A 26191-nucleotide genomic window follows, 5' to 3' on the forward strand; every position below is an offset into this window, starting at 1 on the left:
TGTTACTGCTATAATCTGATTCTGTACAGAGCGTTCAGGAATTGGCAGATTACCGGATGGTAATGCCCTTCTTGATCGCCTTCATGTCAAAATTCGTATTCACAAGCATAGGCAGTATCTTCATGCTTCTGGTCATCGGCGAGTTGCATTGCCAGCAGGTAGGGACATATTGGAAGGCGAAGTTGTCGCGCATCCACCCGGAGCAATCTTCCTTAGTGCAGGACCAAATGGCTGTGTCTTCTTGGGGAAGATCCTCCAGCGCTTTTTTACGAAAATACATAAGTACCCCTCCTAATAGCTTTGTTAGCATATACTTCCTGAATCGGTTCGTACAAAGCCCGCTTCGGAAGCATACCCTTCGAATAAAGACATATTTCCAGCCCAACCGGACTGTTATGGCAGGATGGTAGCTTGTTCTGGCCTGTTCAAAAAAAAAGCTGCCCTCAACTTGTGTTAAGGGCAGTCTATTTTTAATACTACAGTTTTACAACGTTTTCGGCTTGTGGTCCACGAGCGCCTTGAGTTACGTTGAACTCAACGCGTTGGCCTTCGTCCAAAGATTTGAAGCCGTCGCCAGTGATTGCGGAGAAGTGTACGAATACGTCGCTTCCGCCTTCAACCTCGATAAAACCGAAACCTTTGTCTGCGTTGAACCATTTTACTGTACCTGTTTGCATGATATTACCTCCAAGTTTTATTTAACACATGTCCTTTTATTCCTACGTATTGTACGAACAAATAAAAATTCACACATTGGAAAAGGATTCATACGCACAAATGATAACCTTTTACAATATGTGAATTAAGGGTTAAATTTATGATTGACTTCATTGTAGCACACTATTTCTCTAAAAGCAAAGGATTACTTAAAATTACTTAAAAACAAGTGGAATTATATCGTACCCGGCGCACGGTGCTCCATGAACAACCGCACCGCGCACCCGGCAGCTGCAGGGTTTAGTCGATATATCCGGCCAGTCCCTTGTCCATCAGATAGTCCATTTCCGCATCGAGAATAGTCTCTACAGTCAGCTCATCCAGCTTAACATCGCGCTGCGCAGTAACATAATCGACCAGATCATCATTATCAATATCAATCTCGCCCTTGGCATTGGCCTTGGCTTTGTTGATGAAGGCCTGCTCATGCTTCAGCACCAGCCGGATCACGGCTGCATCCACCTTCGTCTGTGCAGACAATACTTCCACCAGTTCCTGCTCGTTCACTTCGTTACTCATATTCGTTAGTCAGCTCCTTGGCATTTATGCACAATGATTGTACCACAAGTCCCTTCCGGCCGCGCAGCCTCATCTCCACCAGGGAAGAGCAGGATACTCCGCAGCTCCGGCCACTACAGTCTCCCCTATTCTTGGTGTAGCCAGCCGTACCCCTTTAGCTGCAGCCGCAGCTGCAATGCGCTCCACCGGATCGGTCCAGTCATGCATCGACAGGGTGAACGCCCCCCAATGAACCGGAATAAGCAGACCTCCCCGCACATCTATATGTGCTTCAACCGTCTGTTCCGGCAGCATATGGATATCGGCCCAGCGCGGATCGTATTGGCCGCATTCCATCAGCGTGAGATCGAATGGGCCATACTTGCGTCCAATCTCGGCAAAATGCGGCCCGTAGCCGCTGTCCCCGCTGAAGAAGAGCTTCGTATCCGCTCCTTGGATTATCCATGAACACCACAGTGTGGTGTTGCGGTCCAGCAGACTCCGGCCGGAGAAATGCCGGGCCGGCGCGCTGGTAAAGGTCAGGCCTGCATACGCAAGCTCGTCTCCCCAGTCATGCTCGCGGATCTTCTCTCCGCTTACCCCCCAGCGGCGCAGATGGGCGCCGACACCGAGCGGCACAATGAACAGGCCTACCTTATCCTTAAGCTTACGGATGGTGCCGTAGTCCAGATGATCATAATGATCATGGGAGAGCACAACCGCATCAATCTGCGGAAGCTGGGAAATCTCCAGCGGCAGCTGCTTGCTGTAACGGCGGCCGCCGATGAACGGAAACGGAGACGGGGCGTTACCCAGCATAGGGTCCAGGAACAGTGTAACCCCGTCCATCTCCAGCAATACCGCAGAGTGGCCGAACCAGGTAACGCGGGTGCCCGGGCCTTGGCCGATGGATGCAGGCGGCAGCGGCAGCGGCTGCAGGGGCTCGGCCGGTCTGGACCGGGGATTGCCTTTAATGAAATCCTTCAGAATGGACAGGCCGCTACCGCCAGCTCTCTCGCCGATGAGTTCAGCCGTCTGCGGATAAGCGAATTTGCCCTTGCTATAATTAAGCGAGCGGCTGTTCAGCGCCTTTTCCTGCTTCCCCGCCCTCCGTCCAAACGCCGGATAGAGGGTCATAAGCAGATACGCCGCTGCAACAAGTATCACCAGTGAAGCTGCAATATCTAAAATAATCAGAGTCATGCGGTAAACCTTCTTTCTGCCAGTTCATTTCTACAGGCTCCAGCCCGGAATTTTGCGCAGATCCCCATCCCAGATCTGCACCGTGCTCTTCACCGGAACGTTATCCGGAGAGGAAGCTGTATGAATATAACACGAATCCATGCCGATCGTGTCCGCTCCGGCCATATCCGTACGCGGATCGTTACCGATCATAATTGCCGAACTTAGCTCGGCACCATAGTTATCTGCTAAATACCGGTAAAATAGCGGGTCCGGCTTGCTTACGCCGGCTTCGGAGGAAATGGCTATCCCATGGAATAAATGCAGAATGTTCAGCATGGTTAATTCTGCCTCAATGAAGGTCTTCTGGCCATTCGAGAGCAGATAGACCTTCTTGCCGTGCGACCGCAAGGTCCGGAGAATCTCCGGGACTCCGTCATAGAGCGCGATATGGTTCATGGATAAGGTCCGCAGCCAGCGGACAGTCTCATGCAGCCAGGCCTGCCCGGGATTCCCGCCTAAGTCACGGGCCACGGCACGGAAGACCTCTTCCATGACGAAATCGGGAAACTGGCATTTCTGTGCAGCAGCTTGAAGCTGACGATCACGCTCGGCAAGGAAACGGGACTGCAGCTCCGCCCCTGCCGTGCGCAGCCCGTGATAGCTGAAATGAAGCGCCAGCCGCTCCCATACCTCCGGATGCTCTTCATCTGTCTCAATATCAATTAAGGTTCCGTATAGGTCAAAAATATAAGTCTGGTACATAGATCCGGCATCCCTTCCTATTTAGTCCGGCCCAGCTTACGGGCCACGATGAGAATAAGCAGCAGGGAGACCGCGATAATAATAAGGTTGAATCCCCATTCACTCTGAAACCATCCGCCTTGTGCCGGAGACTCTGACGGTGCTTCGGGTATCATATTCTCTGCACCAAGCGTAGCTGTAACCCGCTTGTCCCCGGCAATCTGGTCTTTGAAATTAATAATATCATACTGCGGAGCAAGTGCCAGGGCATTGCCGTAGATCAGCGAATACGTTCCCTGCTCCTGCTCTCCTCCTGCAAAGACAAGGCGGTCCACCAGATATTCTATTTTCAGGCCGGTAATTGATATCGGGGTATCATCCAGATTATAGATTATAATCCGCAGGGCAGCCGAAGAGGAGGCCTGAAGCGGCTGGATGTCCGTCCGCGAAATCCGGGTATCCTTGAAATCGAGCCGGTACAGCTCCCCGCTGCCCGCCACCGGCAGCCTTATACCGTCACTGTCATACAGCTCATACCGCCGCGAGAAGTTCCCGGTGCTGCCGAGTGTCAGCCTGGCAATCTTCAGCCGGTCCTTGTTGCTGATGACGATCTCGGTGCGGTTCTCCACCTGGCGGATCTCATACTCCGGCGTCTTCTGCCTCATGAATCCGGCCATCTTCACCTCCCGGCTACTGTCCACCAGGGTCAGGCCGGGAAAATCCAGCCTCTCCGGATTACTCTTTACCACGAGCCGGTAAAAGCTGAACTTGTAGCTGCCTTCCAGCTCAATGCTGTCCGCACTTAACCCGTTCGTAGCGTACAAATCCCCTGTGGCCAGCGGCTCCCAGGCATTCCCGTCATAACCTCCCCACACCTCCACATGCTTCAGGAAAGACTCATCCGGAAGCTCAAACACCAGCTTGTTACCCTGAATATCCACATGCTCGGCAAGCGGTGTAATCCGGTAATCCAGCAGGGTGTCCGGCCCTTGATCCGCGTGGCGGATCAGGATCGATGAATAGGCGGTGCTGCGCTCCTCTACCGTTCCCTCTCCGCTCTCCAGATAATAAGGAACCGGCTTGCCGGCGCTGCCGGTAATACGCAGATCGCGCAAATCCTCTGCTGCCGAGCCATACACGCCTTCATCCAGATATACCTCATAATAAGGGGCCGGCTCCGGAATTCCGATGGCCCGCGAGAACTTCCACTGCCCGCTGTCAGCCTTCTCCGCCAAGCCACCTGCTGCCGCTGCCGTGCCCTCCGCCGGATAAGCGGAGGTGAACAGCAGAAATCCTCCCAGCCCCGCGAGCAGCACTGCCGCCCTAGCTCTCCGGCTGGTCTTTCTCTGCGAGCGCATAGGCTTCCTCCATTCTGGCCGATATCCGCTGATAGAGATACGAAATCCCCAGCAGGCAGAGTCCGAAGCTGAAATAAGCGATGATCTTGCTGCCCGTGTTCAGCAGGGTCAGATCATAGAGCAGCAGCTTGCCGGTTGCCAGCAGTGACAGACCCAGTCCGAAACGGCGGATGTACAGGTACCGCTTGCGGAAGCCGTATATAATGAACAGCACCGAGAGCAGCAGGTAGACCAGACTGAAAGCCAGCCCGCCATCATGCAGCCGGATCTGCACACCCAGGAATGCAGTAATCATCACCAGCAGATAGATGCCCATAGCGACCGGGACCAGCTCCATATTCTTGTAGTCGCGCAGGAGCGTTGTCCGCAGCAGTCTTCCGCCGCTGAACCACACGAACAGATTGAAGAGGATAAGCAGACCCAGCACCAGAAGATCTGCCCCGGAGCTTCCGGACAATCCGCCTTGCAGGCTGGGCAGACCCAGCGTGATGCCGATGCATATAGCATAAGTGATCCCGTACATCAGCATAACCATGTAGCCGACCACCGCATCATAGAGCACCTTAACCTTCGGCAGCACATAGGCAAGGCCGGCCGTGAGCAAGGCTGCCAGCAGCAGCTTGTAGAATGTACTGTGTGCCATATCTTCCGGGACTGCACGGTCGTACAGACGTAAGGCTTCATACACCAGATATACATAGAAATTCAGGATCGCCGCATATTTGAACCAGACTACACCCTGCACCTCAGCAGGTGAGCTGCGGAGCAGAATCTCCTCCCGGGAATGGCGGACTGCATAGAACAAGGCTACAGTAGCCATCCCCGCAGTAATAAAGGTATATTTCAGCTCAAAATACGGATTGCTGTAGTTGACCACAGGATTAAGCTCGGACACGCGCAGCAGCCCGTCGATGCCGAAGAACGTCCCCAGGCAGAGCAGGAGAATCCCCCAGCCCGAGCGTTCCACTGCCTTGAAGCGGTACAGCTGGCCGTAGACCGTCAGAAGCACTCCCTCAATCAGCCAGCCGATGGACCACCAGGCCGCTCCTAACTGGAACGGGATCATCAGTACGGCAAAGGTCAGAGAGGTGGCGTAGAAGAGCACTCTGCTCTCCCGTTCCTGCGGCATCCGCTTCTCGAGCAGAACGCCAAGCCCCAGGTACATCAGACAGAAGAACAAGGCAAGCGCGCCTTTGAACTCGCCCAGACCTGCATCCAGGAAAAGAATATACAAGGTTGCGCAGCTGATGGCCGTATTGCAGCCCAGCAGGCAGAAATCCAGCCAGGCGAGCTTCGACTTGTATTTGAACGGGTACCAGAGTGTGATGCCCAGATACATGACAAAGGTTAATATAGCGCAGAGCATGCCCGCTGCACTGCTGTCCGACAGATTAATCAGCAGCAGCATGGAGGGTATATTAAACAGGAAGCTGATGTAATTGACAATCACCCAGCGCTTGCGCAAGGAGACCAGCAGAATGAGCAGGTTCAGCACGAACAGATACCCCATAGCCGCGTACACTGCGCTGCCTTCCAGCCCGAACGCCCCTATATAAGAGAACAGCGGCAGATAACCGCCGACAAGCCCCATGGAACAGATCGTCCGCGACTCATAGCGCAGCGATAACAGCACAGCGGATAGAGTGACCAGTACGGATAGACCGATCCCGGCCCATAAACCGATAATCTCCAATAAAAAATAGCTGTAAAAGACCGAGCCGTAGAGTACGGATACCCCGCCTCCGATCAGACCCAGGGCAAAGGCTCCCCTGCCTTTGCGGAACAGCCACTCGCCGCCGCCCAGCATGATAGCGCCAAGCAGAAAGAAGGCGCTGCCCTTCATATAGTCATTGAACCAGGTGGAATAACTGTATCTGAACCCGGCCCCCACTGCCAGAATCAGCAGCAGAATCCCCAGGCGGTTGATCCAGTTCAGACCGATCTTCATTTCAATCCGGTTCTGCTTGCGGCGGCGCAGCAGCGTTTCCTCGCTGACCCCCTCAGCGGCAAAGACATCCATACGGCTGTCAAGCGCCCCTGTCAGTGACTGCTCCACCTCACGCTGCCGCTTTCTGCGCAGGAGAATACTCTCATTCAGCCTCCCTTGCACTTCTCCCAGCATGGCGGCTATCTGCGCCTGGTCTTGCCCCAGCTCAGCTTTGGCACGTCTGAACGTGACATCAATACGCTGCCTGGTCTCCAGCTCGAAGGAAGTCAGCCTGTCGAGGTAGGCATTATTCTGCGAGCCAAAGTAGGTCTGCAGCTTCTGCCGCGATACCCGCAGAATGCCCAGCTTCTCATCCAGAATCTGCTCCGTCAGTGCCGTCCGCAGCTCGGAGTTATCCTGCCGCAATATTGAAGCCTGAATTTTCAGTTCCCTGAGGATCAGCTTGTTCTCTTCATTCTCCTTCTTCAGCGCTTCATTCTCATGAACCAGATCGCTGCTCTCATATTCCTCAATCAAAGCCTGGTATTCTTTCAAAAGCCCGTCCTGCTGCTGCTGTACAGCCCTCAGCCGATCTCTGAAATCCTCCATAGCGCCCCCCAGTGCCTGCTATCAGCAATTGTTAATATTTTCATTTTACTATATCTGCCCAGGTATTCCAGTGCAACATAATGGGTCCAACCGGCGTTAGAGAAATAACACATACTTACCTACTAACATAACCAAAGGAGCTGTCCCATGAAAACTTCTCTCAGAACAAGCGCAGCGCTCCTGACGCTGTCGCTGGCCCTCACTACCGGAGTGGTCTCCGCTGCCCCTGCAGCAACCAGTTCAAACCAGACCAAGGCTGCCCAGAACAAAGCCGGCGCCTCACTAAGCACGTACGCCATTGCCATTAACGGTACAGCCATCACAGAGACCGGCTTTCTGCCTTCCGGCACCAAGGAGCCGCTGATTCCGCTGCGTACCGTCGCTGAGTCACTGGGCTTCAAGATAACCTGGAACACGGCAACCAAAGCTGTCGACTTGAATAAAGGAAATATATACACAGCTGTGAAGAGCGGCGAAGACCGCTATGTGATCAATAAAATGTACACCTCACTCGGAACCGCTCCGCTGACTAAGGCAGACAAAATGTATGTCCCCGCATCCTTCGTAAGTGAGGTACTGCATCAGACCGTTAGTGTGGAGGGGAAGAATATCGTGATCACTTCAGCCGCAGAGCATGTCCTTGAGACCGGCGTCATCACCGCCATCCGGAATTCCGGCGGCACTTCCTCCATTCAGATCAAGGGCACCGGAACCGCAGGGCTCGTACTGAATGTCAGCGGAGATACGGTATATGAGAAGACCGACGGTACCAAGCTGGCCTTAGCCGATCTTCAGATCGGTATGACGGTAGAGGCCGAGCACGCAGTGTTCTCCACCCGCAGCCTGCCGCCGCAGACGCCCGCTTACCGGATAACGGTCCAGGATACCAAGGCTCAGGCTGATATGCTGTGTACGGAAGGCACTCTTGAAGAGATCATCAAGGCCGAAGACGGCTCACTCAGCCTCCGTATCAAGGGCAGCGCCCTCAGCGATCTGTCGCAAAGCGAGATCGTGCTTCGCCTGACGGAGGATACTCTGCTGGTGAACGCGAGCGGAGAAGCTGTAGAACAGTCTGCTCTGGTGCAGGGCGCTACGGTTATGGGCTTCTACTCCCCTGTAATGACCCGGAGTCTGCCGCCAATCGGAACCGCGCTCAAAGTCGTCGTGGAGACCGTTCAACCCTAAAGAATATGAATAATTACAGTTCCAATAGAAAGCCCCCGGCTTCTGCATCGGCAGAAACCGGGGGCTTTGCTGTATAATGTCCGGGTGCCCGGCTAACCCTTGGCCGCCTGCCGCACGACAGGCTGCCGGCCGAGGGTTACTCTGTTCTTGCCCTTAGCCTTGGACTGATACAGGGCTTCGTCCGCCTCGCGGTATAGATCCTCGAAGGTCACATCGCTGCGCTCAGTGAAGGCGATGCCAATGCTGACGGTCAGCTGGATGCTGTGCCCCCCGTCCAGCAGGACGATGTGCTCGCCCAGGGAAGCGCGGAAACTCTCCGCTTCTCTCAAGGCCTCGGCCTCGCTGCCGGCAAAGAAGCAGACCGCGAACTCCTCGCCCCCCACCCGGCCGGAAATCCCGTTATGTTCGTACACCTTCATAATCTTCCGGGACAAATCTACCAGCGCCTGATCACCGGCCAGATGTCCGTATGTATCATTAATTAACTTGAAATCATCGATATCGAACAGCAGCAGCGCCATTCCCGCCCCGTGCTGCGCAGAATAATTCTGCACCAGCCGCATGAAATGCCTGCGGTTGTACAGGCCGGTCAGATCATCAACGGTAGCCTGATGCAGCAGCTCGCGTTCATACCTCTTCTTCTCACTAAGATCACTGAAGACCATCAGCATGCCTGTGTTCTCTGTGCGGGTCCGCTCCGTGGCAATAAGTGCGACGCCGAAACAGGCACCGTCCTTGCCGGAAGGCTCGATCTCGAACTGGCCTTCCAACCGCTTGGCATAATGGTCCGAAATCTGCCCGTACTGCTTCAGCAGCAGATGTATGCTTCGGCCCCTCCAGGTGTCCGCCTTCTCTTCCAGCAGCCCGGAGAGCATCGCATCCGCAGCTTCATTGACATCAATGATATGGTCATAGCGGTCCGTCAGTACAATGCCGTCTTTCATATTCTCGAAGATTTTATTCTTGGCAAGCGGATACAAGGAGAGCCGTGGATCACGGAACAAGGAGAGGTACGCCACGATGATGGGCGGAAGATAGGTAAACGCTGTGAACCCGGTAATCGTAATTTTGAGCAGCGGAAGCAGAAGGACCGTCAGTACCGGAATTACCAGCCCGAGCAGCAGCATCAGATTACGGCGGAAATAATATGCAGGAGCATTCAGGAGGGAGATCGCCAGTAAATAGACTGCATACAACCCGAACAGCTGGTCATATGCAATAAGGATCATGCTTAACACTGTAGGCTTCACTGCAATTCCGGTAACACCTGCCACTGTTGCGAGCCCAACCTCACTGCGCATCAGATGATGATAGGAATCGGTGAAGATCAGCACAACATCGAGCACGACCGGAATACAAAAGAAAATAAGCCTCTTGGCCAAACCCTCAGAGGAACGGGAAACATACTCTTTAATAACGGCATAGGTAAAGATAGCACTCAAAAAAAGCGGGCCCTGCTGCAAGTTCTTCCACCATAGCTTGGCTTGAAAGGAATCCGACAGAATCTCTCCGGCCGTAGCCGCGAATATCAGGCTGACCAGCAGCATCAATATCCATAAATAGCATCTTCCCGGTGTGTGGCGGTGCTTGAAAGAACCGATGCCCATGTAGAGACTTAGAACGCTGCCCATTACTAAATAATAAGGATAACCCTGCATCCACGGCATGTCATATTTCTCCTATTTTTGAGATAACTTTGCCTTATTATATCCTACTCTTTCGTACAAATGAATCTTTCTTCCAAAAATACTATCTGTACCCAAGGTATAGGCGTCCGCCCGCCGTTCCATGGAGATGCCTGAACATACACGAAGACCCTACGGGCAGCCCGTAGAGTCTTCAAAAGGTGAGAAGCGAATTTATAGTTATGCAGGATTCCAGTTGCTAGGGTGCTAAACCGGAGTAGAATCGGCGTAATCTCGATCTTCTCCGTCTTTTCAAGTAGTACATGGGTTAATCAACTACCTTTCGGAAAACACGCAGGCATGCCCTTCCAAACGTCTAATTGATACCTTCCACTTCCCACCTAAGCATTAATACCCCCTGCGCAGGCCGCTTAAACAGGCGTACATAAACAAAACAAAGAGGATACTCCTTCACCATCTGCATGGATGCGGGAATATCCTCTATAGTAGGAATACCATTATTTCTTCTGTGCCAACCGTTGTTTGAACTTGTCAACACGGCCGCCAGTTTCGGTATCTCTTTGTTTACCTGTGTAGAACGGGTGGGATGCGGAGCTGGAGTCTACACGGATCACTGGATAAGTGTTGCCGTCTTCCCATTCCATCGTTTCACCGGAAGACTTGGTGGACGAGCTCAGGAATTTGTAGCCTACGCTTGCATCGAAGAAGATAACCTGGTTGAACTTAGGGTGTATGCCTTCTTTCATTGTAATAACCTCCTTTCCGTACTAATACAACTTCTATGGTATTATGAAGCCATCTCTTGGTCTATTTAATAATTCCGGTTAGACGAAGGGAGATGCGTAAATCTTCCGATTTTTACACGCCATACTATCATACGTGAAAGCGGGCCTGGAGTCAACCTTTTGAGCCGGAAAAAAGGGGGGTTGTCACCCTGCATTCAGGCACCGCGGACCGGGTTGTCCTGCAATCGGCTTAGGGATGAACGTTAGAGCGATTTCACCATTCCGCCGTCGATAAGCAGGGATTGGCCGGTAATATAAGTATTGGCAAAAGAACCGAGAAATACTGCCGCTTTACCGAACTCCTCCGGGGTTCCCGTTCTGCCGAGCGGAATCCCCTTCAGCGCCTCCGCCTGGACCTGCTCAAGCGAAGTCCCCACCGCTTCCGCCCGTTTGCCGTCGAGCTGTAGAATCCGGTCTGTACCGATGCGTCCGGGCGCCAGACTGTTGATCAGAATGCCTTCGGGCGCAAGCTCCGTGGCCAGGCTCTTGTTCAGCGCGTTCACCCCTGCGCGGAACACATTCGAGAGAATCAGCCCCTGGATCGGCTGCTTGATCGAGACCGAGCTGATGCTGACAATCCGCCCTCCGCCAGCGCTGCGCATATGCGGCAGCGCTTCGCGGATCAGGCGGACCGTGCTCATCAGCGTAAGCTCGAAGCCGCCGCTCCAGTCCGCGTCGGCCATATCCCCGAAGCTGCCGCCCGGAGGCCCGCCGGCGTTCGTGACAAGCACATCGAGGCCGCCTCCATATTCGGCGGCCGTCCGGACCGCCCGTTCAATATCCTCCGGGCGGGTCACATCCATCTCCGCCACGGCAACCTCTTGCCCCGTGGCCTCCAGAATCGCCTGCCGCGCCGCCTCCAGCTGCGGCAGGCTCCGGCTCGCGATCGTCACGCGCGCGCCTTCACGCGCATATTCCAGTGCGGTTGCCAGCCCCAGCCCTTTGCTGGCGGCGGCTACGAGCACTGACTTTCCTCCAAGACCCAAATCCATAATGATATCCTCCTGTCAGATTGGATTGAAGCAAGAACCCTAATCTGCATTATACATCGTATTCGAGCTGATTTTTGGCTTGAACAATGAAATCGAGCGGATTCTCAATTTTGTCCGCCTCATACTCCACTGCCCCAATCTTCAGCCCCAGGTTCACTTTATACTTGCCGGAGAATTCGGTATCATTCAATTCCTGCAGGCGGAGCTTGATCCGCTCAATGACAATTTTGGCCCCTTCACGGTCTGTGAAGAGCAGGAGCCCCCAGGTAGCGTCCTCCTTGTCCAGCAGATACAGCGCATCATTGGTGCGGATACTGGACTGGCTGAGCTGGGAGACATCATAGATCGCTTCGGACAGCTGCTCTTCCGGAATCAGACGGCGGATCTCATTCCAGTATTTCACCTTGACGACAAGCAGTGTAAGCGGAATGTGATACCGTGTCGATATCCCGGTGAACAGGCTGGCATCCTTCTGAAAAGAGATACTGTTGCGCAGATCCGTATTCTCATCCACCGTGGCGAGATTGGCCGTCCGCTTCTGCAGGCGCTCATTCTCGGCCTGCAGCTCACGGCTGCTGGACGTGAACACCCAGAGGACGACTGTAATCAGCGGAGTCATAATCAGCCAGAAGTACGTATTAACGCCAATCGATGCCCCTTCGGACACCGTTTGATAGACCACGAAGAAGCCGTAGCCGAAGATAAACGCCAGATTCAGCGTCAGTCCCGCAGTTACCGTGGTGAAATACGTGACCAGCGCCAGCAGGAAGGCCACATTCAGAATAATGATGTTCTGGATATAGTGATCCGGAGAGCCGGCAATGAATACGGTGCAGGCAAACATCAGGACCAGGAAGGCCAGAAACCCGAGATCAGAGATTAGGCTGCTGCGGTTACGTCTCACGCTTATCACCACGTTTCTTCATATGTTTGCGGAGCAGGAGCAGCAGCGATACAATGACCAGCGTGATCATAAGAACAGCCGCAACCACAAAGCCCAGCACATCTGAACGCTCAATAATCTGCGCCACTGTTGATTCTTTCGCCGCGCCTGAGAGGGTTTTGAAGCGGTACGCGTTAACCTGGCCGTCTTTGTCTGCAACCACACCGTCCCCGTAGACCTTCCAGCGGTCTTTCTCGCTGGCAATCAGCTTCGAGACCAGGTAGTAGCTCTCCGAGCTGACCGCTGTAACCGCAAGCAGGCCCCGTCCGCTCTCATAGGGTGAGTCCAGCAGCTGCAGCGTACCGATGCCGGCACCGTACTGCTCCTCGATCGCTATTTTCTCATTGGACAGCAGGGTCGAGCCGTCTTTGTTGTATTTGAAGAAAAGCTTGTCGTTGTTGTCGCGGATCACCTTATTGTTCTTATAAGTACCGATGGCAATGATATTGTTGTCCTTCAGATTATCCGAAGCTACATCATCGCTGTAATAATGGACATCCCCGGTGTTGCCTCCGGCATATTGGCCAAGCATGTTGAAGATATTGCCCAGACTCTGATAGGCATAGTCATCCATCTCCTGCGGGAGAACGACCGCCACACGGTTGAAGATGCCGTCGCGCAGGAACGGGTACGGATAGTTGCTCAGCAGCAGCTCTGTGCGGTCCTTCGTGTTCAGGCGCATCATCGATTCCTTGCTGACATAGGCCCAGGGCATCTGCTCCGTATTAGGGGTACAGATGGCATTCGCCATCTCCAGATCAAACGCCACCGTGATCGAGAAATTGCCGGAGATGTTCAGGCTCTGCGGCACATCCAGAGTCAGCACATCACCGTTAGCCAGCTCCTTCGTCAGCTTCTTGCTGCCGACCGGCGTATTATTGATGCTCACCGTCACCAGTGAACGCTCAAAATCCAGATTCCCCGCATAGCGGAAATCGAGGCTGATTTTTCCGTCATCCGCAATCGAGCGGTTGGACGGCAGCGAAACGAAATAAGTCTGCTCCTGATGATTCGGTCCGGTCAGCTTATCCCCGGTCTCCGTGAACGTAACATTGGAGCTGATGGGCGGCGCCGGGTCTGCTACATCGGTAGCATCATCCACAAGCTTCAGGTCTTCGCGGATCTGGCTCAGCAGCTCCCCGCTGGCTATGAAGCGTCCGGCCTTGATCAGCAGGCTCTCATCCCTGGAGGTAACCACCAGCACCGGTGAGGAATCCTTGTTCACCAGCTGGATCACGGCATGGGTGCTGAGATCAGCTGTAGTGCTTACCAGATTCTTCAAGGTGGCCGGAAGATGGTCATACATCGCTACAAGCACCACTGCACGCTTGTCCTTCAGGGTATCCTCACGGTAGGGCAGCAGCGGAATCGTCTTATCGTTCAGCGTATTGCCTTTGGCGAAGCCCGACAGGGCGTAGGTCGCGCTCTCCAGTTCAGAGCCGGTGGCATTCTCCGGCACGGCCAGCAGGCTTTGTCCTCTTTTCACCGTATCCATTCCCGAGAATCTGGCACTGAAATCCGCAATCCCGCCCGTAATCGCCTTAGGCGCGTACTTCACGGATATATTGGAGGTATTGAACAGATGCAGCCAGCTGTCCTGCGTATTGTCTACACTGCAGAGCTGATAACCCTCCGTATCGGTCTTCAGATTCCCCTGGATACTCAGCGTGTTGCTGCCTTCCTTAAGGAAGCCCTTAGGCGCCGGAACGCTCAGGCTCTGCTCCCCGTTATTCTCAGCGGACGGTCTGAAGGAGTAGAACGGAATGCCGTTAAGCGACAGTGTCACACTTGACTGCTGTTCCGCATTAATCTGTGACACCTGAAAATGCAGCCTGATGTTCACCGCATCGACGTTCCAGTAATCCATGACTGTGAAATACTGCTGCTGGGAGCTTGTCCCCGTTAGAGAGATCTCGCTGCCCGTAAATGAAGTCTCGTAAGTCATCGTGGCGTCACCGGGAAGCACTGCTGCTGCCAGTGCCGCAGGAATTTGAACCAGGAAAAGGGAGAGGCAAATCAGCCCTATCATTATCTGTTTTTTCATCATGTTCCGTATCTCCTGTATCGCTTATTTCTTCTCCTCCGGCGCATCAGTAGCGCTCGGTTTTGTACCATTTGGCTTCCCGTTTGAAAATGACGTCTTTGAGATAGTTATACAGTCCGTAAGCGGCGACCACCATCCACAGCTGGCAGTACGAAACATACATCAGCAGAATGATCCACAGGTTCGACAGGCTCATCTCGCCTTTCTCCGTAGTCAGCGTAACGAAGATTCCGACCACGAACAGAACAATGGCGAGCAGCCACAGGAAGCTGCTGAGTCCGGCAATGGTCGTATGGACATACCCCATCGCATGGAGGACAAGCAGAACATCAGAGGTGACCAGCGAGATCAGGAGCAGGAAATAGATCGAGACATAATACAGGATATCGAAGCGGATCTTCGCCGCCTTCCGGTCGAAGAGGAGCGGAAGATTCTTCACAATGACATAGATATTCCCCTTCGCCCAGCGTGTCCGCTGCTTGAACCAGACCTTCACCGTCTGCGGCTCCTGCTCCCAGGTGACCGATTTCGGCTGGAACTTGATCCGGTACCCCATCATATAAATGCGGAAGCTAATCTCCGTATCCTCGGCAATTGCCTTGACATCCCAGCCGCCGATACTCTCTACAATCGACCTGCGCATAATGAAATTCGTTCCCGGAATCGTACATAGCTTAAACAGCTTCCAGCGGCCGGCCTGCGCCATCCATTGAAACGACAGGGTCTCAATATTAATAAACCGGGTCAGCAGGCTTGCATCGCGGTTGCGGGTTCTGAACTTGCCGATCACTGCTCCCAGGGTGGAGTCATTCATGATCTCAGCCACAAGATAGCGCAAAGCGGTGCGTTCCGGTGTATTGTCGGCATCGTAGATAGCAATGAGTTCCCCCCTGCTGCGGGTGAAGCCGATATTCAGCGCATTGGATTTGCCTTTGCCGCCGGTAACTGCATCCGTATTAATGATGATCAGATTGCGCTGCGGGTTCCTCCGCTGGATATCGCCCAGCAGCTCCGCGCTGTTATCCGAGGAATTATCGTTGATGACGATGATCTCATACCGGTCATGCGGGTAATCCAGCGCCAGCAGGGATTCCACCGTTTTGCTGATGACCACGCCCTCGTTATGCGCAGGAACCATAATCGTCACCATCGGATACTCACCCCTGATCTCCGGCACTGCCTTATTTTCAGTTTCAATATAGTACAGGTAGCCCGCTATAATCAGCGCTACATTCACCAGCAGCAGTGACCAGATGCAGATCACCGCAATGACCATCAGCACGTCTGAGACCGTCATATTTTTCTCCTAATGTTGTTTGATTTTTCCGGATTCCTTATTTCAAATATTTCCTCCGGTACAGCCGGTAACCGATGGTAAGCAGACCCCCGAACAGAAGCAGGGCAATCAGGATCACAATAATAAAAAACTGGTTCTGCACGCTGAACAGCCTGTTGAAGCTTGTAGCCTGCTTCTCCTGGTACTGGTAATCGGCTGCGACTGTCTGCGGGGTATAATCGACATTCAGATTGTTGCCGTTAATGTAAATTACCCCATCCGCTGATTCGATAGTGTTGATATCTGTAACAACGTTATGGGCCTCCCGTTTATAGTCGGCGAACGTATACCACTCTTCCTCCAGATTCTGCATCAGACTGTCCAGTGCAGCCTCATCCTCAGGCAAGTCGACAGTAACTGCCGCATTCAGCGGAAGCTCCGGCATCGCCTTGCCGGTCCTGCTGATCCCTTGCAGGAATTCCAGCGGCAGACTGTACAGGGTGGACGGGAAGGTCACCGAGGTGTCCGTCTGTTCCATATATCTGGTTTCTTCATCCGCGTAGAGTACCGCCGAGTCGAAGAAGCCCATACCCGCCGTAGAATACTCCTTGTCATACGTCCAGTAGCCTTCTGCAGCCATCCCCAGCGGGGCTACACCGGCCTCTGCCAGCACATTGATGAAGCTGTTCATCTTGACATGCAGCGACCGGTCACTAAGACTGATCGGCGGTCTGACCGCCGGAGCATTGACAACAATGCTCCCATTGCGGGCCTGCACCGTTCTCAGGGCTTCCAGATACCGCTTCATCGCCGGAAAATCGGTATTTCCGAACACCGGCCGGACACTGGCGATGAATGGAATTCCGCTCTGGTACAGCCTGTCTGCCGTTTGCTCAAGCAGCTCGAGATCGGAGAAGGGATAAATCTCCTTGAGCACCAGATACGTACGGGGCCGGGCGGAGGATTTCAGCCAATCCTTCAATACATAAGCCGCGGCCATGCTGCTTAAATCCCCCTGCTTCAGATAAGGCATATAAGTAAATTCGCCGAGGCTTACCGCGTAGGGCATTTGCACCCCGCCATCCTCAAAAGACCACCCGCCGTACGTACGGCCGCCCTGTGAAGCAGTAATATAAGGCATTTCTTCCACTTCCAGCGGAATGCCGGTGAACCCGCCGATGGAGAGGCTTGCGCTGGCTCCATGCCAGATGTCTGTCTTCAGCTGCAAGGCTTGCTGCACGCGGTCCAGCGGCCGGTATCCGACATACATCACAGATCCTTTATAGCCCGCTGCGTCCTGCAGATAAGCGCTATTCGTAATCTTCAGCTCCGCACTGTTAATGACGGTGATCATTCCGGAGTAGGCAGTCAGGCTGCCTTGTTCATAATCGGATATATTCTTAAGCGTAACCTGTGCACTGTAGGCGGCAAGCAGCCGCTGCAGCTCTGCCACATTCCCTTCCTTCCCCGTGCCTTTCGCCAGGCTGTCATAGAGCAGCAGAATATGCTGCGCAGCGGCAGGTGACGCGGCGGCGGAAGCCGCCGGGGCGGGCAGCAGGAGGTTCCCTGCCAGGAGCAGCAGCAGAACGATAATTCCTCCGCGTTTCAAATACTCACCCCATTATTCAGGGCAGCGTATTCTGGGGCCGGCACGGAAGGCGGTGCAGCCGGCATGGATTTCCGGGAGGAGATTCCGCGGCCAATGACGCTCGATATAACCTGGAAAGTGATCAGGTCAAAGGCTAAGGTAAACAGGAATTCATGCTTCGCAATATCGGCATCGCCTGCTCCGATAATGGAGACTACAATGCCGGACAATCCGACTAGCATTGTAGCCAGAATCACGAACAACCGCTGCATTCCCCGGTAGTCCCGCGCCCGGACCGCGCTCACGAAGGAAGGCATATAGACACCTGTAATCACAGCCATCCAGAGGAGGATGAAGGCAAAGGTGCGGGGAGCCAGCTTCTCCTTCAGCGTACTGTACACGTTGAAGAAATGACTCTGCGCCCGAAACTCCTTGCCAGCAGATTTCTCATAATTCCCCATCGCCGCCGGCTTGATCGTATAGGCGCTTTCGGCAGCCGTATCGAGAATCGAGCCCAGCTGGTCCGGATGCGTAACATAATATTTCAGAATCGAGACAAAACCGTATTGGCTGTAGAAATCCTTTTCCAGCAGATCCGATTTCACATCCACGGTCCCGTATTGGTCATAATAGGTATTCTCTTTGAGGATTGCGTACTGTTCATTAATCCCGAAGGATTGAAGCGCGGTCTCCGGATTCTCTGATTCCATCAGCACTCCGCGGGTCATGGCATGATACTGGTTAATATTCACGAATTCTTTGGAGATATTAAGATAGGTGGCAATACCGGCGAACATCATCAGGGCGGCGGACAGGAGAGTGACCCAGCGGAACAATTTATCCCGGCGGATCCAGACAAGTGAGATAGAGAGCAGGGAAATCACCATGCCCACAGGAGCATTTTGCTGCTTGGAGGTCGTTAGGATCAGCGTGCTGACCAGAAGTACCGCCAGCATGGCGTAATCGTTGTATCGTTTGCGGTACAGCAGCAGCCATGAAGCGAACACCAGAATCATCGTGACCATTACCAGGCTTTCGCCGAAGAACGAATTGAAGTAGGCGGTATACCCCGTGTCCCCGAAGATAAAAACTGCCAGAACCGCAACAATCATCCCCCGCTTCCGGGACATCTTGAACGTAACGGCTTCAATGAGCAGGTAGACAGCAGCCACATACAGGAGCGTATAGATCGCGGCCTGAAACCGGATATCGAACACTTCCCTGCTGAATACCAGCTTATTGACGAACAGCGCCAGCTTGATAAACAGGGACTGGGAGGAGACCAGCATCGAGCTGTTCTCGTTATAGTATTGGTAGATTCCAAACTGCTTGATGAAATACCCGAAATACTGGCTGTCATAATCCAGGAGGTTGAAGTACAGTCCATTGCTATATATAATCCGGAAAAAGTCACCGTTATCTGCCATTCCCACATAGGGAGCGGTAAAGAGCGCGATGACTGTTACGAGCAAGACGCCAAAAGCCGCGGCAAACGCCGGGGTAATCCGAAGGCTGGCAAGGGTTATGCCGGGCCGGGTTGATGTTTTCACTGGGTTGTCTATCATACCGATTCACCTTCGTTACTATAGTTGTTGGTTGGAATAGGAATAAGCGAGGAGCGCCATCAGATTGTCAAAAGAATATGCCTGCCCGGCAGCCTCATCACCGAATCCGCCATACAGCGGACTTGCAGCATTCACGGCTCTGAATTCATTCATCCGTTCAATACTGGCCGTATAGAGAGACTGATCGCCCAGCACAGCACCGATCATGGCCGTGAGCGCATAAATCGCCGTAGAACGGATATCATTCGTCCGCTGGCCGTCACGTGTATACTGCCCGTACAGTGTGCCCGCCGTAACCTGCTCTTTGATATAACGGATGCTCGCCGGCTTCTGCCGGTTGCTCTCGGCCAAATGAAGAATGGTCAGCAGCGACTCTACGGTGTTGATGTGTTCGGAGCTGTACTGGCCAGTCTTGTAATCGAACCTTGTCTCATAGAACGGGAAGGAGTCAGACAAATATCCGTCTTCCAGAATCCCGCCCATATTATTCAACAATATCCCGCTTAATTCGCTAGATATCGACAATTTTCGCAACACACTCAGATCAATATAACACAAAGTTACGAACCCGTTGGTGGTTTTGAAAATATTGTCATAAAAATCATACATGTATCCATCTTTTACATTATTATCATAGAATCTCCGGCTATATTTATCGGCTGCTTCCGTGTACTCCGGCTGATGAAATGCCTGTCCTGCTTCATACAGCGCGCCGATCAGCCGCAGGTCGTCTACCGCTGCGTTCACAGTGTATTGCTTCTGCTGCTTGGGACTGAACCGGTAGCTGAAACCGCCCTCCATATCGAAGGTATCGCGGGCCAGCGTCCACTGCTGGTCAAATCTCTCCTGATCGCCGTTAAGCACGGCCGCCCTCATCAGAAGCGAGGCCGATTCGCTCAGAACCTCATGGCCTGTAGCCATCTCCGCCGCTTCACCGGTTTCCTGCAAATTCGTATATACCCCATAGGGTCCCGTGAGCTGCGTATCTATGAATTTCAGTAATTGCTGTTCTTCGTCCGCTGTGTCAAGCAGCGGCTCCTCCGGCACGTTCGTTCCCGCAGGAGTAACTGCCGGAGAAGAAGTAGCCGCGGAAGGTACGGGCCGGGCCTGATTACTGCTGCATGAGGTGATTAGAAGCAGCGATATACCCACTGCAGCCGCCTTGCTGAGTGTACTCCCCAATTCATCACATCCTTAAAAGACAAGTCCTTATATTGGCCATAATAATATAACGGTAATTTATGTCACATTGTTTACTGTTTCTGCGAACATTATGTGTCTAATTTATAAATTATGCCATTTCTTCAAAAAAAGCAGAGCTGCCCGGATCATTCCGATCCGGGCAGCTCTGCTTATGGTATATAGTTCAGCCTCTTGTGATCCTGCGGTAAGTCTCCTCATCGGCGACGATATAAAGCCTGGCATCATCCGGGATCGGCTGCCCCAGCTTACGGTTAATGCCAAGGTCACTGCGGTCGGACAGCAGGGTAGCCCCCTGCCGCAGCAGATCCTGAAAGGCATCTCCATAGGTATTCCACGCACGGCTGCGCGGAATCTCATAGATATCATCACCATGCTGGCGGCTGAGCAGCTGGGTAATCACTTCAGAATTGCCTTCCTGCAGGGCAGATCTTACCGCGAGTCTGGAGATGGCATCATGGGAGAGTACGAACTCGTTCACCTGAACATGCTTGAAGTTCTGAATGTTCTTCTCCTGCATGATTTCTACGGTGGTATGTACTTGCGGGGCGATCCGCTCAATACTGGAGGCGATCAGCAGCGTCTTGCCGTCGCTCAGCGAGGCCTCGTCTATACGGGTATCGCCGAACACAATTGCCGCTCTGGCGCTCCCGATATTCGCCTTCAGCAGAATATCGTCACTGGAGGCATCCCCGTTAATGAAGTGAACCTGCTCCAGCTGTTCCAGCGGATGGCGGCCGTTCTCATCAATAATTACGATCTTGCAGCTCGCATCATAACACAGAATTTCATCCACAGCCGCCTGTGTTTTGCGGTTCCAGTTAATCAGTACGACATGATTATGTCCGTGAAAGCTCAAAGTTCCGGCTCCTCTCCTGCGCTGCATCTCTCCCATGGCGTCGATAATCTTACCGATAACCAAACTGAGCAGACCGATGCCAAAGATATATAAAAATATCGTAAACACCTTGCCGGTGACTGTAGTAGCGAAATAATCACCGTAGCCTACGGTTGCCATGGTGGTCATCACCCAATAAAAGGCGTTGAACCAGCTATGAAAAGTATCCGGCTCCAGCAGGAAGGCAGTGGATGCACTCAGAATGACAAAGGCCAGGATGATCAGACCTATAGACTTCTTTTTTAGATGAAGCAGCTTACCGGAAATTCGGATTAGAAAGTGCAACGCTCATCCCTGCTTTCGGGTAGTTAGCTTAAACCGGCCGGGCAGCTGCTGCCAGAACATCCGAGGCACGGCAGCTGCCCTGCTGTCTGGCCGGTCCTTTTAAATAATCAGGCTGCTGACCGCAAACGCTGTTCCAATGAATACCATGCAGAGTGTTACGCCTACTGCAACATTCCCCTTCTGTAGCTGTTCCGAAATCCGGAAGCCCGGAGTGAACAGCTCAAAAATCCAGTAAGAGGCAACTAGACAGACATAGCCTACCGCAAACCAGAGCATCATGAACCAGATGGAGGTATTGGTATATGCCGCTACGCCGAGAATGATCGCCGTGGCCAGGAACTTGCCGCCAAAGGCCAGCGATACAGCGACATTCCCCTTCTTCAGCTCTTCCATATCCTTAAAAGGAGTCATCAGGGTGAATATAACCATACCCAGCACCTGAAGCAGAACAATGGTCAGAATACTAACCACCAGATTAATAACGATCGTCAATTAGCCCACCCCCGGAATTTCGCATAGGCCGAATCATAGTCGGCGAAATCATGTACTTCCTCCAGCACCACGGAGGCTGTTTTTTGTTTCTCCAGCGCGGTATAGCGCTTGTCATCAATCGGCTGCTTAATCCGGTTGCCGGAAGGCAGCTCGAGTACGGCAAAGTTTCTGGTTTTGTCCTGATACTGGGTTTTGTACACCCCGACAAGATCCACATCCGTTGTGATGGACACCTTCAGATTCGCCAGATCCTCCGTTGCCGTCTTCTGGTCACCGTATGATTTCAGCGTGGTCCAGGAGGACAGCCGGATCTCATTCTTCTGATCAGCATCTGTTACCAGCTCCGCATCCATGAACTGCAGTGTCCATACGGTGTCGCCTGTAGCATAATTGCCGTCGTTCGGCAGCAGCTCGTTATCCGGCAGTACGGTCATGTCGCTGCCGATCAGATCACCCACCTTGCCTTCGACTACCCGGTAATCCCACGGCACCCGCGACACGCTGTCCGTTGTTTCGGTATCGGTGTGGAACACACTGTTACTGTTTCCCGAGCATGCGCTTAGCAGCATGACTGCCAGAAGCAGCATTGCAGTCAGCGCCCCGGCCCGGAATCTGCGTCCGGCGGCACGTCCCTCTCTACCCTTGTTCATCTTCAAGCCCCCTCACTCCTAGCGCGATAAAATGACTGGCATTGCCTGTAATCGGTCCGCCAGCCCGGCCGAGCAGCCCGCAGGGCTTCCCGTTAATCACGAACATACCGGTCAGCAGGTGAAGCTCCCCTTCGCTGGTCTGAATCCGGGCCATTTCGGCTCTTTTTTGATAGACCACCGGGAACAGCTGACTGCTGTCATACCCTTCCTCATCCTCTATTTCAAGCGTTCCGCTATCATCAAAAATCCGCACGGACCCGCCTTCCCGGCCGAAGACAGACTTGGACACAAAGCTTTCGGAGAATACCGCCTTATTGTACGTAGGCAGTATGTAACGGGAGATGACCTGGCGTTCCTCTTCGCTGAACAGCACACCCAGCTCATACATCCCCCATACCGCAGCAATCAGCCCCTTGGATTGCAGGATAATACTATGCGGCCCGTTGAACAGCTGTAGCTTCCCGGTCTCGATGGCGTAAGCCAGGGCGTCGCCGCCTTCATCCACTGCCATCCACTCCTTCGGATAGAGCGCGAACATCCGCTCAATGATCCGGTCCTCTGCGTCCTTCACTACACCTTCATCAATCCACAGGTCCAGACAATCGACGCAGCGGATATCCAGTCCGCTATGCGCTGCAAGGGCATCTATCGTTCCGGTATCCTCCTGATGGCTGCCATAGGCAACACAGGCTGCCGTATCCGGACGTTCAGCGCCCCAGGCTGCTGCAAGCTGCTGCTTCATTGCGGCATTCGGATTCCCGATACCCGCCTCTGCGCAGATCCACGGCGTGGCGATAGAGGCCTCCACATAGCCGGTCGGTGTATCCGCATTCAGCTCCAGCAGCTTAATGGTTCCGTCGCCGGCTACAGCAAAGTCAAATCGGGCATACCGGCTGATCAGCCCCGGCTCCGGCACAGGACAGTCGTCGAGCATCTGCCACAGCACCGGGGGAATTCCCAGCAGATCATACAGGTCATGCTTAAGATGGACGTAGCGGACCGCCTTATCCAGAATCATCCACAGTCCTGATGAGGCATCCTTCAGTTCCCGGTAGGTCTCACCGCGCATCACAGCTATAGCATCCAGCCAATATTCCTCTTCCTCCAGGTCAGCCCAGGTGAAGCCCAGCTCATGCAGCTGCTGTACCCGGGGTGCCCGCTCCAGAGCGGACTGGTCCAGATATTCGAAGACGCTCTCTGCCGGGATCATCCGCCGAAGCCGCTCTTGCTTGAGCTTTTGCCGGAGCTTTTACTGGAGCTGGATTTGGACGTGGATGAGCTTGATTTGCCCGAGCCCAGCCCGCTGGAGGTGCCGCCGATTCCGCCTGATTTCGAAGAGGTTTTCCTTCTGGTGATGGAGCCGGTCGATGAAGTCGAGGTCTTCGGTTTCACCACTGATCCGGCTACAGGCTTGTTCTGGAAGCTGCCGCTGCTGTAGGTTGGCGGCTTATAGGCAGTGCGTGTGCCTCCGTAATAAGTCGGCCGGTCATTGTACCACCCTCTTGAAGAGTAGAAAGAGCCGCTGTTGAACAGCATGTGGTACAGAAGCACATCATCCCAGCCGAATCCCGAGTTATAACCGCCATAGTTGTTGATTACTGTTGTCCCGCCTGATGTTACCGCTCCCTGTCCTTCCTGGACAGTCTCTTCCTGATTCTCATCCGGATAGGGAATATTCCAGTCAACATTTTTGTCGAAATAATTCTTAACTTCCTCGGTAGACCAGGACACCAGCTTCGGTTCATCCCCTGTACCGCCGGTACTCCCGCTGGCACCAGCGCCTCCGGGAATAAATAACGCATTGGCCAGCAGGGCAATGCCGAGCGAGGTCGACAATACGCGGATCGGCTTGCCGTCAGGGGTGAACAGCCTGCTTACAGCAGGTTCTTTAACATTTTCGTCTTTTGCCAACTTGGGCCCTCCTTTCCTGATAATGTTCTTTAACCTTCGGTACGCATCGGAACCAGCAGAAGCTCAAGCTTCCCTTCGTCCACATTCAGCCGGCCCTCTACCGCCTCGAACTCACGGCCGCCTACGACTATATAATTCACATGCTCCAGGGCCGTAATCATGTTCATGCTCCAGACGCGCTCCTCAATAATCTGCAGCTCGCCTTCGGGCATCTTCTCAAACAGGATGACATTCATTCCATTATCCACTCCATACCAATCCCTTCTGAACGATCTTATGCTTCTGATACGCTGCCGCTATTATTTCGTTTCAACTCGCGCAGCCTGGAATATCTGTACCACAGCACCAGGCTTAATGAACATAAACTCACCACAAACAGCAGAATGTAAACATGCTTGTAGGCGGCGGCAGGCTCCAGGTTCCGCTTAGCATGCAGCAGCAAGCCGAGGGCGGCGACAGAAACGGAGCCGCCGAAGAACTGGATCAGCTGCAGCAGCCCCATGCCGGAGCCGATCCAGCTGCGGGGAAGAATGCCCGACGCCTCATTGTTCAGGGAAGCCATGGTCGCCGAGAATGACGGCGAGAAGCACAGATAACCCGCGAGCAGAATGAACGGGGAAACGGACAGCTTCATGGCAAAGACGGCCAGGACAGCGGCAAGCACCCCGTGGCCGATAATCAGGAACCGGAGGTTGCCGTAGCGGTCTATCCAGTGGCCGACGTAGCGGGTCAGAATCGCGGACAGAATCGCTCCGGGCGCAATGAACAAGCCGATGCTCAGCGCCGATTCATGGAATAGGCCCGCCAGGGCAAGCGGCATGAGGAACAGATTGCCGAGGTTCAGCACCAGAATGCAGAACCCGATCGCAGTCAGCTTCAGATACCCGGGCATGCGCAGCAGCTGAGGGTTAATGAAGGAGTTCTCCGCTTGGGCCAGATGGCGGGCATGAATAAGCAGCGACACTACACTGGCCGCAAGCCACAGGTAGGACTGGCTGGTGACCGCCAGCAGCAGGCTGCCTGCGTTAAGAACCGTCAGGGCCGCCCCCGTCACGTCAAAAGCGGCAGGCTGGGGCTGTTCCTTCGGCAGCAGATGCAGCAGCACAGGCAGAACGATCAGCACGAGGCAGGTGATGCCGAACAGGCCGTTCCAGCCGAAATACTGGCTGATCAGACCGCCGATAATCGGCCCGAGCCCGAATGCCATCGCGCTGCCTGCGGAGATCATGGCGATAGCTGCGCCGCGTCTCCCGACAGGAACATAGCGGCTGGCCAGCACAAGTCCGAGGCCTGCCATAACTCCTGCTCCTGCAGACTGCAGGATACGGGTCAACAGCAGGATGCTGAAGCTGTGCGCGAATAATCCGCAGACGGAGGCCAGACCCAGCGTAGTCAGGCCGATGGTCAGCAGTCTGCGGATCGGCACCAGGTCAGATAGCCTGCTGTAGATCACAGTTGACAGGGCATAACCGATGGAATAGCTCGATATGATCCACGAGCCCAGGTCCGCTGATATCTGCAGATCCTGAATAATTGTGGGCAGCGATACATTAAACATAGTGGTGTTCATAACAACGATAAACAGGCAAAAGGTCCATAGGGGCATTACAACTTTGTCGTTCATTACTCCATCCCTATCTATATTATCTGTTCAGGCTCAACTAAATTCTATGCCTAACAAATATTAATGGCAATG

24 protein-coding genes are annotated in these 26191 nt (G+C 53.6%); 1 reads left to right on the forward strand and 23 read right to left on the reverse strand.

The genetic code is table 11. The features are described from left to right. Positions 1-49: 49 nt before the first annotated feature. The 7 genes from NSU01_RS34135 to NSU01_RS34165 all read right to left on the reverse strand — a co-directional run bounded on the left by NSU01_RS34135 (position 50) and on the right by NSU01_RS34165 (position 7035). The gene (locus tag NSU01_RS34135; RefSeq protein ID WP_039304815.1) at positions 50-280 is read right to left on the reverse strand and encodes a cold-shock protein; all 231 of its coding nucleotides are present in this window, start codon (positions 278-280) and stop codon (positions 50-52) included. A 196-nt stretch (positions 281-476) separates the two neighbouring features. Then, complete coding sequence (locus tag NSU01_RS34140) at positions 477-677, reverse strand: cold-shock protein (protein ID WP_019914790.1); 201 nt, start codon at positions 675-677, stop codon at positions 477-479. A gap of 280 nt (positions 678-957) precedes the next feature. Continuing rightward, entirely contained in the window at positions 958-1236 is a 279-nt protein-coding gene (locus NSU01_RS34145) for a hypothetical protein (RefSeq protein ID WP_042140389.1), read from the reverse strand. A 69-nt stretch (positions 1237-1305) separates the two neighbouring features. Continuing rightward, the gene (locus tag NSU01_RS34150; RefSeq protein WP_042140390.1) at positions 1306-2418 is read right to left on the reverse strand and encodes an MBL fold metallo-hydrolase; all 1113 of its coding nucleotides are present in this window, start codon (positions 2416-2418) and stop codon (positions 1306-1308) included. Between the two features lie 30 nt (positions 2419-2448). Further along, entirely contained in the window at positions 2449-3162 is a 714-nt protein-coding gene (locus NSU01_RS34155; RefSeq protein WP_042140391.1) for an HAD family hydrolase, read from the reverse strand. A 17-nt stretch (positions 3163-3179) separates the two neighbouring features. Further along, positions 3180-4499 carry a hypothetical protein gene (locus NSU01_RS34160; RefSeq protein WP_042140392.1) on the reverse strand — a complete coding sequence of 440 codons (1320 nt, stop codon included), beginning with the start codon at positions 4497-4499 and terminating at the stop codon, positions 3180-3182. Then, a complete protein-coding gene (locus NSU01_RS34165) occupies positions 4465-7035 on the reverse strand; it encodes a DUF2339 domain-containing protein (protein ID WP_076243608.1) in 2571 nt (856 codons plus the stop codon). Before NSU01_RS34165 ends, NSU01_RS34160 begins: the two co-directional genes overlap by 35 nt. Positions 7036-7182: 147 nt before the next feature. Between NSU01_RS34165 and NSU01_RS34170 the strand changes: the two genes are divergently transcribed. Then, positions 7183-8220, forward strand: a complete 1038-nt coding sequence (locus tag NSU01_RS34170; protein ID WP_076243609.1) for a copper amine oxidase N-terminal domain-containing protein — start codon at positions 7183-7185, stop codon at positions 8218-8220. A 92-nt stretch (positions 8221-8312) separates the two neighbouring features. Here NSU01_RS34170 and NSU01_RS34175 read toward each other — a convergent pair whose 3' ends face one another. From NSU01_RS34175 to NSU01_RS34250, 16 genes are all read right to left on the reverse strand, one after another. Further along, complete coding sequence (locus NSU01_RS34175) at positions 8313-9887, reverse strand: diguanylate cyclase (RefSeq protein WP_076243610.1); 1575 nt, start codon at positions 9885-9887, stop codon at positions 8313-8315. 476 nt (positions 9888-10363) lie between these two features. Continuing rightward, the gene (locus NSU01_RS34180) at positions 10364-10612 is read right to left on the reverse strand and encodes a type B 50S ribosomal protein L31 (protein WP_039304788.1); all 249 of its coding nucleotides are present in this window, start codon (positions 10610-10612) and stop codon (positions 10364-10366) included. A gap of 242 nt (positions 10613-10854) precedes the next feature. After that, complete coding sequence (locus tag NSU01_RS34185; RefSeq protein ID WP_076243611.1) at positions 10855-11643, reverse strand: SDR family oxidoreductase; 789 nt, start codon at positions 11641-11643, stop codon at positions 10855-10857. Between the two features lie 49 nt (positions 11644-11692). Beyond that, positions 11693-12547, reverse strand: a complete 855-nt coding sequence (locus tag NSU01_RS34190; RefSeq protein ID WP_042140397.1) for a diguanylate cyclase — start codon at positions 12545-12547, stop codon at positions 11693-11695. Then, positions 12537-14633, reverse strand: coding sequence for a cellulose biosynthesis cyclic di-GMP-binding regulatory protein BcsB (locus NSU01_RS34195; protein WP_083705480.1), 2097 nt, complete (start codon positions 14631-14633; stop codon positions 12537-12539). The genes NSU01_RS34190 and NSU01_RS34195 overlap by 11 nt, the downstream gene beginning before the upstream one ends. 43 nt (positions 14634-14676) lie before the next feature. Next, positions 14677-15927, reverse strand: a complete 1251-nt coding sequence (locus NSU01_RS34200; protein ID WP_076243612.1) for a glycosyltransferase — start codon at positions 15925-15927, stop codon at positions 14677-14679. Positions 15928-15964: 37 nt separating this feature from the next. Then, positions 15965-17515 carry a hypothetical protein gene (locus NSU01_RS34205; RefSeq protein WP_076243613.1) on the reverse strand — a complete coding sequence of 517 codons (1551 nt, stop codon included), beginning with the start codon at positions 17513-17515 and terminating at the stop codon, positions 15965-15967. Beyond that, positions 17512-19059, reverse strand: a complete 1548-nt coding sequence (locus NSU01_RS34210) for a hypothetical protein (RefSeq protein WP_076243614.1) — start codon at positions 19057-19059, stop codon at positions 17512-17514. The genes NSU01_RS34205 and NSU01_RS34210 overlap by 4 nt, the downstream gene beginning before the upstream one ends. A gap of 18 nt (positions 19060-19077) precedes the next feature. Continuing rightward, a complete protein-coding gene (locus NSU01_RS34215) occupies positions 19078-20241 on the reverse strand; it encodes a glycosyl hydrolase family 8 (protein WP_076243615.1) in 1164 nt (387 codons plus the stop codon). Positions 20242-20425: 184 nt separating this feature from the next. After that, entirely contained in the window at positions 20426-21442 is a 1017-nt protein-coding gene (locus tag NSU01_RS34220; RefSeq protein WP_076243616.1) for a potassium channel family protein, read from the reverse strand. Between the two features lie 99 nt (positions 21443-21541). Beyond that, the gene (locus NSU01_RS34225) at positions 21542-21934 is read right to left on the reverse strand and encodes a DUF350 domain-containing protein (protein ID WP_042140402.1); all 393 of its coding nucleotides are present in this window, start codon (positions 21932-21934) and stop codon (positions 21542-21544) included. Continuing rightward, positions 21931-22584, reverse strand: a complete 654-nt coding sequence (locus NSU01_RS34230; RefSeq protein ID WP_042140403.1) for a hypothetical protein — start codon at positions 22582-22584, stop codon at positions 21931-21933. Before NSU01_RS34230 ends, NSU01_RS34225 begins: the two co-directional genes overlap by 4 nt. Then, positions 22571-23794: a glutathionylspermidine synthase family protein gene (locus NSU01_RS34235; protein ID WP_076243617.1), complete on the reverse strand. Its 1224-nt coding sequence runs from the start codon at positions 23792-23794 to the stop codon at positions 22571-22573. The genes NSU01_RS34230 and NSU01_RS34235 overlap by 14 nt, the downstream gene beginning before the upstream one ends. Further along, a complete protein-coding gene (locus tag NSU01_RS34240; RefSeq protein ID WP_042140405.1) occupies positions 23791-24495 on the reverse strand; it encodes a hypothetical protein in 705 nt (234 codons plus the stop codon). Before NSU01_RS34240 ends, NSU01_RS34235 begins: the two co-directional genes overlap by 4 nt. Positions 24496-24524: 29 nt before the next feature. After that, entirely contained in the window at positions 24525-24731 is a 207-nt protein-coding gene (locus NSU01_RS34245; RefSeq protein WP_042140406.1) for a hypothetical protein, read from the reverse strand. Positions 24732-24769: 38 nt separating this feature from the next. Further along, positions 24770-26119: an MFS transporter gene (locus NSU01_RS34250; RefSeq protein WP_076243618.1), complete on the reverse strand. Its 1350-nt coding sequence runs from the start codon at positions 26117-26119 to the stop codon at positions 24770-24772. Positions 26120-26191: the final 72 nt, after the last annotated feature.

This window comes from Paenibacillus sp. FSL H8-0259 (assembly GCF_037963255.1).
GTDB lineage: Bacteria > Bacillota > Bacilli > Paenibacillales > Paenibacillaceae > Paenibacillus_AQ > Paenibacillus_AQ phytohabitans.

Excerpts from the sequence above, each read along its gene's own strand:
- NSU01_RS34235 (WP_076243617.1), bottom strand. The coding sequence starts at position 23,794 with ATGATCCCGGCAGAGAGCGTCTTCGAATATCTGGACCAGTCCGCTCTG.
- NSU01_RS34145 (WP_042140389.1), bottom strand. The coding sequence starts at position 1,236 with ATGAGTAACGAAGTGAACGAGCAGGAACTGGTGGAAGTATTGTCTGCA.
- NSU01_RS34210 (WP_076243614.1), bottom strand. The coding sequence starts at position 19,059 with ATGATAGACAACCCAGTGAAAACATCAACCCGGCCCGGCATAACCCTT.
- NSU01_RS34140 (WP_019914790.1), bottom strand. The coding sequence starts at position 677 with ATGCAAACAGGTACAGTAAAATGGTTCAACGCAGACAAAGGTTTCGGT.
- NSU01_RS34155 (WP_042140391.1), bottom strand. The coding sequence starts at position 3,162 with ATGTACCAGACTTATATTTTTGACCTATACGGAACCTTAATTGATATT.
- NSU01_RS34245 (WP_042140406.1), bottom strand. The coding sequence starts at position 24,731 with ATGAATGTCATCCTGTTTGAGAAGATGCCCGAAGGCGAGCTGCAGATT.
- NSU01_RS34195 (WP_083705480.1), bottom strand. The coding sequence starts at position 14,633 with ATGATGAAAAAACAGATAATGATAGGGCTGATTTGCCTCTCCCTTTTC.
- NSU01_RS34165 (WP_076243608.1), bottom strand. The coding sequence starts at position 7,035 with ATGGAGGATTTCAGAGATCGGCTGAGGGCTGTACAGCAGCAGCAGGAC.
- NSU01_RS34180 (WP_039304788.1), bottom strand. The coding sequence starts at position 10,612 with ATGAAAGAAGGCATACACCCTAAGTTCAACCAGGTTATCTTCTTCGAT.
- NSU01_RS34200 (WP_076243612.1), bottom strand. The coding sequence starts at position 15,927 with ATGACGGTCTCAGACGTGCTGATGGTCATTGCGGTGATCTGCATCTGG.
- NSU01_RS34250 (WP_076243618.1), bottom strand. The coding sequence starts at position 26,119 with ATGAACGACAAAGTTGTAATGCCCCTATGGACCTTTTGCCTGTTTATC.
- NSU01_RS34230 (WP_042140403.1), bottom strand. The coding sequence starts at position 22,584 with ATGAACAAGGGTAGAGAGGGACGTGCCGCCGGACGCAGATTCCGGGCC.
- NSU01_RS34135 (WP_039304815.1), bottom strand. The coding sequence starts at position 280 with ATGTATTTTCGTAAAAAAGCGCTGGAGGATCTTCCCCAAGAAGACACA.
- NSU01_RS34175 (WP_076243610.1), bottom strand. The coding sequence starts at position 9,887 with ATGCCGTGGATGCAGGGTTATCCTTATTATTTAGTAATGGGCAGCGTT.
- NSU01_RS34170 (WP_076243609.1), top strand. The coding sequence starts at position 7,183 with ATGAAAACTTCTCTCAGAACAAGCGCAGCGCTCCTGACGCTGTCGCTG.
- NSU01_RS34160 (WP_042140392.1), bottom strand. The coding sequence starts at position 4,499 with ATGCGCTCGCAGAGAAAGACCAGCCGGAGAGCTAGGGCGGCAGTGCTG.
- NSU01_RS34185 (WP_076243611.1), bottom strand. The coding sequence starts at position 11,643 with ATGGATTTGGGTCTTGGAGGAAAGTCAGTGCTCGTAGCCGCCGCCAGC.
- NSU01_RS34150 (WP_042140390.1), bottom strand. The coding sequence starts at position 2,418 with ATGACTCTGATTATTTTAGATATTGCAGCTTCACTGGTGATACTTGTT.